The 8,659-nt window shown below is 54.4% G+C and carries 8 protein-coding genes; 5 read left to right on the top strand and 3 right to left on the bottom strand.

The annotated features are described in order from the left end of the window. Positions 1 to 122: 122 nt before the first annotated feature. The 3 genes from ABRZ26_RS19720 to ompR form a co-directional block, all read right to left on the bottom strand. Positions 123 to 593, bottom strand: coding sequence for a hypothetical protein (locus tag ABRZ26_RS19720; RefSeq protein WP_319605824.1), 471 nt, complete (start codon positions 591 to 593; stop codon positions 123 to 125). Between the two features lie 314 nt (positions 594 to 907). Continuing rightward, entirely contained in the window at positions 908 to 2,266 is a 1,359-nt protein-coding gene (gene envZ / locus ABRZ26_RS19715; RefSeq protein ID WP_319605823.1) for a two-component system sensor histidine kinase EnvZ, read from the bottom strand. Beyond that, a complete protein-coding gene (ompR, locus tag ABRZ26_RS19710) occupies positions 2,263 to 2,982 on the bottom strand; it encodes an osmolarity response regulator transcription factor OmpR (protein ID WP_005969424.1) in 720 nt (239 codons plus the stop codon). The genes envZ and ompR overlap by 4 nt, the downstream gene beginning before the upstream one ends. Before the next feature lie 381 nt (positions 2,983 to 3,363). Between ompR and greB the strand changes: the two genes are divergently transcribed. The 5 genes from greB (at position 3,364) to ABRZ26_RS19685 (ending at position 8,484) form a co-directional block, all read left to right on the top strand. After that, positions 3,364 to 3,852: a transcription elongation factor GreB gene (gene greB, locus ABRZ26_RS19705; protein WP_319605822.1), complete on the top strand. Its 489-nt coding sequence runs from the start codon at positions 3,364 to 3,366 to the stop codon at positions 3,850 to 3,852. 149 nt (positions 3,853 to 4,001) lie between these two features. Further along, positions 4,002 to 5,738: a bifunctional ornithine lipid synthase OlsF gene (gene olsF, locus ABRZ26_RS19700; RefSeq protein ID WP_319605821.1), complete on the top strand. Its 1,737-nt coding sequence runs from the start codon at positions 4,002 to 4,004 to the stop codon at positions 5,736 to 5,738. A gap of 274 nt (positions 5,739 to 6,012) precedes the next feature. Continuing rightward, positions 6,013 to 6,780, top strand: a complete 768-nt coding sequence (locus ABRZ26_RS19695) for a MetQ/NlpA family ABC transporter substrate-binding protein (protein ID WP_413556343.1) — start codon at positions 6,013 to 6,015, stop codon at positions 6,778 to 6,780. A gap of 31 nt (positions 6,781 to 6,811) precedes the next feature. Beyond that, positions 6,812 to 7,822, top strand: coding sequence for a methionine ABC transporter ATP-binding protein (locus ABRZ26_RS19690; protein WP_319605819.1), 1,011 nt, complete (start codon positions 6,812 to 6,814; stop codon positions 7,820 to 7,822). A gap of 2 nt (positions 7,823 to 7,824) precedes the next feature. Beyond that, positions 7,825 to 8,484 (top strand): methionine ABC transporter permease, encoded by a 660-nt coding sequence (locus tag ABRZ26_RS19685; protein WP_319605818.1) that lies wholly within the window; start codon positions 7,825 to 7,827, stop codon positions 8,482 to 8,484. The last annotated feature ends 175 nt before the right edge of the window (positions 8,485 to 8,659 follow it).

Raw genomic sequence — 8,659 nt, 5'->3', positions numbered from 1 at the left:
GTCGCCCTGAACCGTTTCCCAGATCCATAGGCCGCAGGCTTCAATTTTTTTCTTTCCCTGTGAAAACCAGCTATCGGGCGCGGCGGTAAAAAACGCCAGTGCGTGAGTGAGTTGCTGTCCCATCAGTTATTGCCTCCTGTTGTCGTACCCGACCATATATCAGACTCATCCAGCATCGATCGCCATGGCTCCCACAGCGGCTCGGGTTTGGGCGGCGGCAGTTCGTAACGCACGTTGCCGGGTTCGTCCGGTAGGTTTTCATGCCGCGCATAACCCTTTTCGTCCAACCGCCCCGTTATTACCGAGCCGCTTTCAAACGTCAGGGTATAAGCCGCGTGTGCGACGGGCGACAGTCGCTGAAACTGCGTCACCACCCCGTGAACCGAACGCGGCGGCGTGACGTCAGGCAGCGTGATGCCGCCCAGTTGCCTGCCCGGCGGATTGAAGGTAAAGGCGGCGGCCAGCAACAGCCCCTCGCTGACGCTGAAGGACTCCACGTCCAGGCCGGCGCAGCCAAAAACGGACAGTTGATAGCGGGCGAACGTGGCGGTTAACGAAGAAAAAGACGAGGGTATGGCGAAATTGCGCTCCATGCGGTTTCCTTTTCATGTCCATTGAGGAATTTTATGGCGCGCATTATGCCGAAAATATGATCAGATCGGCAAGGGGTTTTGATGAAGAAATATTTAAAATATGATTAAAAATCAGATTATTATCATGTGAATAATATTAATCATCACTATTATTAATGTAAGTGTATAAACGAAAACAACGGAATCTCATACTGATGATAAGAAGGTTAATAACAACGCGCTACGCGAGGATAACGAACATAGCTGGGAGAGTAAGATTTTATCTTGAGGGAGTGATCATCAAATTCAGGCGCGGCTCCCGCGCCTTATTCTTGCTATTCTTTCGCTGAACCACTGTGTGAATCAGCAAGTTCGGGCAGCAAAGGCAAATAAGCGCGAACACAAAGCCCGCCGCGTTCGCTGGTGCTGATATCCAACGCGCCGTTATGGGCATCAATAATTCGTTGCACAATCGCCAGCCCCAACCCCGTGCCGCTGGTGGTGCGCGCGCTGTCGCCCCGTACAAACGGCTGGAACAGGTGCTTTAACTGCTCGGGGTCAATTCCCTCGCCGTCATCCTCCACCTGAAACCAGGCGCGCTGCAATTCCCGGCCGGTACTGACCTTTATCCATCCGTTGCCGTAACGGGCGGCGTTGACCACCAGATTCAGCGCGGCGCGCTTAATCGACAACGGACTGACGCGGACGAGCAGTTCGCCCTCGCAGAACTCACTGTCGATCTGACGTTCATAACCGCTTTCATCGGCCACGACCTCGCCCATGATGGCATTGAGGTCGGCGACCTCCGTCTGCATTTCCTGGCCGGTGCGCAAATAGTCGATGAACTGTTCAATAATCGCATTGCACTCTTCAATGTCTTTATTGATGGATTCAGCCAGATAATCATCGTTCTTGTTCATCATCTCCGTCGCCAGACGGATGCGCGTCAGCGGCGTACGCAGGTCGTGGCTGACTCCCGCCATCAGCAGGGTGCGATCGTCAGCCAGCAGCTTCACGCCGGACGCCATCTGATTAAAGGCGCGGGTGACCGAACGCACTTCCGAGGCGCCATACTCACGCAACGGCGGCGGAATAATCCCTTTCCCAACCTGTAAGGCCGCGTGTTCCAGCTCAACCAGCGGTCGGTTCTGTACGCGAATAAACAGCCAGGCGCCGCCAATCACCAGCAGCATGATCGCCAGCGTATAGCGGAAAAGCGGAGAAAAATCCCCCTGATGAATTTCGGTTAACGGCACCCGCACCCAGATATCCGGCGACAGCCAGGTTTTCAACCACACGACCGGGGTATTTTTGCTTACCTCAACCCGCACGTCGGTGGGACCGCCCAGCTGTTGCGCCATCTGCTGGCTCAAAAACTTGTAATGCTGAGCCCAACGCAGGCCGCTCTCCTCCGCCGCGGCATTGGTATATAACGAAATACCCAGCTCACGGTAAATCTCACGTCGGAACGCCGGCGGCACTTCAAGCGTCGTGCCGTCCTCCAGTTGCAGGCTGTCGGTCATCAGCATTCTTACCTCGTAGGCCAGCACCTTATTGAACTGCTGCAAACTCGGTAAAATGGCGAAATTCAGCACCACCAGATAGGTGGTCACCAGGCTGACGAACAACAGCGTGACAATCAGTAACAGCGTCCGGGCAAATGAGCTGCGCGGAGAGAAGCGCCATCGCCTCATGCTTTACTGCCGTCCGGCACAAAGACGTAGCCCAGACCCCAAACCGTCTGGATATAGCGCGGGTGCGCCGGATCTTCTTCCACCATGCGGCGCAAACGGGAAATCTGCACGTCGATGGAACGCTCCATCGCGCTGTATTCGCGGCCGCGCGCCAGATTCATCAGCTTGTCGCGCGACAGCGGTTCCCGCGGATGGCTGACCAGGGCTTTAAGCACCGCGAACTCGCCGCTGGTCAACGGCATTGGCTCGTCATCACGGAACATTTCACGCGTTCCCAGATTCAGCTTGAATTTGCCGAACGCGATGATCGCCTCTTCCTGCGAGGGCGCGCCCGGCAGTTCATTGGCCTGACGGCGCAGCACCGCGCGAATGCGGGCCAGCAGTTCGCGTGGGTTAAACGGCTTGGGAATATAATCATCCGCGCCGATTTCCAGACCGACGATACGGTCGACTTCTTCCCCTTTCGCCGTCACCATGATGATGGGCATAGGGTTGCTTTGGCTGCGCAGACGGCGACAAATAGACAGACCGTCTTCCCCCGGCAGCATCAGGTCCAGCACCATCAGGTGAAAGGACTCGCGGGTCAATAAACGATCCATCTGTTCAGCATTGGCAACGCTACGTACCTGAAAACCCTGTTCGGTAAGATAACGTTCCAGCAGCGCGCGCAGACGCATGTCGTCATCTACAACCAGAATTTTATAGTTCTCTTGCATTCTCTTTCTCCAAAGGCGTAATAGCGCCGATGCCGCTATTGTTCAGAAACACACGAATTACTGACAGTCGTTTCTGGTATACATTCTAGGCAAAATTGTTACAAAGCATATTAAAATTCGTGTAATCAATCATTTCCTGTGACGTCTTGCCGTTACCTTGCCATAAATCCACCGCTATTCGCTATGCGAAGTCATGGCTCCAGCGTTATAGCGCTCACGAAATGCGTTAAATTCCGGCAAAATCATGCTAACCGATAGGGTTTGAAGACGTCAGACGAACGCACCCTGTCAGCTTATCCAGGCAAGCCCGGGAAACCAATATATCGGCAAGACTTGATATAATGTTCGCGAGTTCCCCAAATAGCATGAGATTGAGAACGAGTGAAAACAAAACTGATCACCCGCGAAGGATATAATAAGCTCAAGGCAGAACATGACCATCTCTGGAATGTGAAACGGCCCGAGATAACCAAAATTGTGTCGTGGGCGGCCAGTTTGGGAGATCGCTCTGAAAACGCCGATTACACCTACAACAAGCGTCTGTTGCGCCAGATCGACCGGCGCGTCCGATACTTAAGAAAGTGTCTGACCGAACTACAGATCGTCGACTATTCCCCTCAGCAGGACGGGAAAGTCTTCTTCGGCGCCTGGGTGGAGATTGAAAACGAAGAGGGTCAGGTAAAACGCTTTCGCATCGTCGGCCCGGATGAAATCTATGGTGAATCAAAGGATTATATTTCCATTGATTCGCCAATGGCGCGCGCGTTGTTGAAAAAGGAGGTCGACGAAGAGTTTACCGTCAATACGCCGGACGGTCTCAGGCAGTGGTTCGTCAATGCGATAACCTATACCAGATACGAAGAAGAATAGCGCGCGTCACGGCAATCATTCATTCCGCCTGCGCATTCGCAGCCAGGCGGCGTTAATGAGGAAATAATGTGAATATTATTTCTACGCTGACATAAAGGTGTCACCTCCATCCCTTACTTTTGGCAACGGTGGGTTACGGAGAACGACTTATGTTTAGCTTAGATGCCATTTTGCAAGATCTTGCCCCGCATCGCCATACGCCACCCTGGCAGAAAACCGTATTGCGTTCTCTGCTATTTGAAAATGAAATCCAGCAATTCGCTCAACGCTACCCGCATTTGAAAGGGTTGGATCTGGTTGAACAGATCCTCGACCATTTCAACTTCGCCTGTGAGATGGTCGAAGGGGATTTAGAAAACATTCCCAGTCAGGGCCCCGTGGTGCTGGTGGCGAATCATCCGATCGGTTCTCTCGACGGTCTGGCGTTGCTGCGCACGGTCGCCGGCGTCAGGCCCGATGTTCGTATCGTCGCCAGCCGGCTGCTCGCCTACGTTGAGCCGCTGAAAAACCTGTTCTTCCCGGTTGATAACTTCAATAACCGCACCAAACGCCGGCAGATTACCGCCATACAACAGCATCTGGATCACGACGGCGCGATTATTGTGTTCCCGGCCGGCGAGGTTTCCAGAATCAGCCTGCGGGGGATCCGCGACGGTCGCTGGCACAGCGGTTTTATCCGCATGGCCGGCAAAGCCCGCGCGCCGATCGTTCCCATACATATCAGCGGACGCAACAGCGTCCTGTTTTATTGCACCTCTCTTATCTACCGGCCGCTATCAACGCTGCTGCTGGTCAGGGAAATGTTTCATCAGGCCGGACACAGACTCAAGATCCGCATCGGCGCGCAGATTCCCTACGCCGGTTGGAGCCAGGGCCACCTACCGACTCACGATCTGGCGGCGCGTTTCCGCCGTCATGTTTACCGGCTGGGACAAGGAAAACCCGGCTGTTTCGCCGCAGAAAAACCTATCGCGCTGGCCGAGGATCGCGTGCTGCTAAAGCATGCGCTGGCCGATTGCGAAACATTAGGCACCACGCCTGATGGTAAAAAGGTGTATCTGTATCGCCGGGGGGCGGAGGATTATGCGCCGCTGCTGCGCGAACTGGGGCGACTGCGGGAAATCGCCTTTCGCGCAGTGGGCGAAGGCTCGGGCCAGCGGCGCGATCTGGATAGCTATGACGACGACTATCTGCATCTGATTCTGTGGGATGAGAATGCGTTGGAAATCGTCGGCGCCTATCGCTTTATTCCCACGGCGGAGCAAATCGCCAGGAAAGGAAAAAACGGCCTGTACAGCCACAGCCTGTTCCATTACGGCGAAGAGATGCACCCGATCCTGGCATCCGGCATCGAACTCGGGCGCAGCTTCATCCAACCCAAATATTGGGGCAAACGGGGACTGGACTACCTCTGGCTGGGTATCGGCGCCTATCTGGCGCGCTATCCGCAGTGCCGCTATCTGTTCGGTCCGGTATCCCTGTCCGGCACGCTGCCGCCGGCGGCGCGGGATTTACTGATCGCATTTTACCGGCTGCATTTTGCGCCCGGCCAACCGCTGGCCCGCTCGCGCCGCCCTTATCCCGCATCGCTGCCCGATGTGCTGCAACAGTTTGCAGGCACTGATTACCAGCAGGATTTAACCCGGCTGAAAAGTATGCTCAGCAATATGGGATGCGGCATCCCCACGCTTTACAAACAGTATTCGGAACTCTGTGAACATGGCGGGGTGCAGTTCATTGATTTCGGTATCGATCCGGATTTCAATCACTGCATCGACGGATTGGTGTTAGTCGATCTCCGGCAACTAAAACCGTCTCGCCATCAGCGTTACATCGCGCCTTTCATCCAGGCCAACGACGACGCCGATACGCAGCAGAAAAATTAAGACAACGCGACCGCTTCGGCGAGCCTGATCTGATGACGCGACAGGCTGCGCCGGACAAACTCTCCGCCCGTTCCAGCCGTAAATAGCAAACATCGCATTAGCAAAAAAACAGATAAGAAAACACCAAATTCATTGTTTTCAACCCATATCCCGCATGCTTGAATCGTCGATACGGTTTTCTCATCATCGCACCAATAGAATATTTCTATTATTTATCAGGATATAAAAAATGAAATGGCGTATCCCCACATTACTTTTTTCTGCCGTAGCCTTAATGAGTACCTTTACCGCACAGGGAGCCGACGCCGATAAAACACTGAAGCTGGGTTTTAATCCCGGCCCGTATAAAGAACAGTTTACTCAGGGGGTGGCGCCTTATTTACAACAGAAAGGCTATAAAATTGAATATCTTGATTTCAGCGACGGCATCCAGGTTAATCATGCGGTCAATACCGGGGATATCGACGCCAATATTATGCAGCACCCGGTATACCTGCAATCGGTAAACCAACGTCTGGGCATTGAGAATGTGGGCATCGTACAGGTGCCGACGCCGCCGATGGGGCTCTACTCCCAAAAACATCAGCGGGTGGATAAACCGGCGCCCGGCACCGTGATCTCGGTACCCAACCAGCCGTCGAACGAATATCGGGCGGCGCTGCTGTTGCAGGATTTAGGCTGGATCAAGATTGCGGATAATGCGGAGCCGGCGACGTTCTCACAGAAAAACATCAGTGAAAACCCGTATAAAATCATTTTGAAAGAGATGGATAACGCGCAACAGGTGCGAGCATTGCCGGATGTCGACTACGGCGCCATTCAGGGCAATTTTGCGGTATCGAGCGGCATCAAGCTGAATTCCGCGCTACAGCTTGAGAACCCCACGCAGGGTTTTATTAACGTGGTGACGGTCGCCGGCAGAAATAAAGACGCGCAATTCGCCAAAGATATTATTGCCGGTTACCACTCGGCGGAATTTAAACAATACATTCAAAGCCATTCGCAGTATGACGGTTATCTGTTGCCCGATTATTTAAAGTAATGCTCCGGCGGAAGTTCATGAGTGAAAAATAATGATTGAGCTGAGAAATGTGAGTAAAACTTTTCAGCGTAAAGGGATCGCCGTTAACGCATTACAGGATATTCATTTACGCATAGAGAAGGGCGATATATTCGGCATTATCGGCTACAGCGGCGCGGGGAAAAGTACGTTGCTGCGCATGATCAATACGCTGGAAACCCCAACCGCCGGCGAGGTTCTCATTAACGGCGTGTCGTTGGATACCCTGCATCGGCGTCAGTTAAGCGTCCTGAAAAGGGATATCGGCATGATCTTCCAGAATTTCAGTTTGCTGAGGTCGAAAACCGTCTTTCAGAACGTGGCGATGCCGCTCATTTTGGCGGGTAAGAGCAAGGCATTCATCCGCCAGCGGGTGGCCGAACTGCTGGCATATGTCGGTCTGGGCGATCGCGCCCGCAGCTATCCGAATGAGCTGTCCGGCGGCCAGAAACAACGCGTCGGGATTGCCCGCGCGCTGGCCATGAACCCGTCGATTCTGCTCTGCGATGAGGCGACTTCGGCGCTCGATCCGCAAACCACCGCGCAGATACTGCTGCTGTTAAAACGCATCAACCGCGAGTACAACATTACGATCGTGCTCATCACCCATGAAATGTCGGTTATCCAAAAGATCTGTAATAAGGTCGCGGTCATCGAAAAAGGCCGGGTGATTGAACAGGGCGCGGTGATTGAGGTGTTTGGTCGTCCCGCCCACCCCACCACGGTCAACTTCGTTCGCACGGTGCTTCAGGATCGTCTGCCCGACAGTCTGGCGCGGAGCCTCGATGCGCAAAGCGGCAAGCTGCTGCGCCTGGAATTCGTGGGACAGTCGGCCAGTCGACCGGTGATCTCCACCGCCATTAAACAATTCGACGTGGAGATCACCATTCTGTTCGCCAGCATGTCCGAAGTTCAGGACACCACGCTCGGCTTCATGATGGTGCTGTTAAACGGCAATGCCGAGCAGATAACACAGACCATGGATTATCTGGCCGCCGCCGGCGTGATTATTCAGGAGCCCTAGCCATGTTTGAAACCGCAATCACCGCCGATCAATTCATCCTGGCGCTGCACGACACGCTGGTGATGGTCAGCGTATCGCTGGCGCTGGGGTCGCTGTTCGGCATTCCGCTCGGTATTCTGCTGGTCGTCACCCGTCCCGGCGGACTGCTGCAAAGCCCGTTGCTCTATAACGTGCTGAACCCGCTGGTGAATATCATTCGTTCGCTGCCGTTCATTATCCTGCTGATCGCCATCCTGCCGTTAACGCGGCTTATCGTGAACACCACCATCGGGACGCCGGGCGCCATCGTACCGTTGATTGTCTTTATCGCCCCGTATATTTCCCGCCTGGTGGAAAACTCGCTGCTGGAGGTGGATGAAGGCATTATCGAGGCGGCCAAGGCGATGGGCGCCACGCCCTTACAGGCGATTTGGTATTTCATGCTGCCCGAAGCGCTGTCGTCGCTGATTTTAGCCCTGACCACCGCCACCATCGGCCTGATCGGCGCGACGGCCATGGCCGGCACCGTGGGCGGCGGCGGCATCGGCGATCTGGCGATCACCTATGGTTATCAACGTTTCGACACCTTCGCCACCGTCGCCACGGCGCTGGTGCTGATCGTACTGGTGCAACTGCTGCAATCGCTGGGAAACCATGTCGCCCGCCGCATTCGCCGTGAATAACCGACGACCGTCAAGCGCCAACCGACATCGGATTCCCGCCTCCCGGCGATTTAACCCGCCGGGAGACAAAACCCCGCTTCTGACCGTTATCCCGCCCTCTGACAACATCAGTTCACAATTTTAACCCACGCCTGACCGCCCCATCTGGCGTAATGGGTGTATGCTTTTTCAGTGA

This window comes from Brenneria sp. L4-2C (assembly GCF_040240335.1).
Taxonomy (GTDB): Bacteria; Pseudomonadota; Gammaproteobacteria; order Enterobacterales; family Enterobacteriaceae; genus Brenneria.
This window is presented reverse-complemented; position numbering and strand designations above follow the sequence as displayed.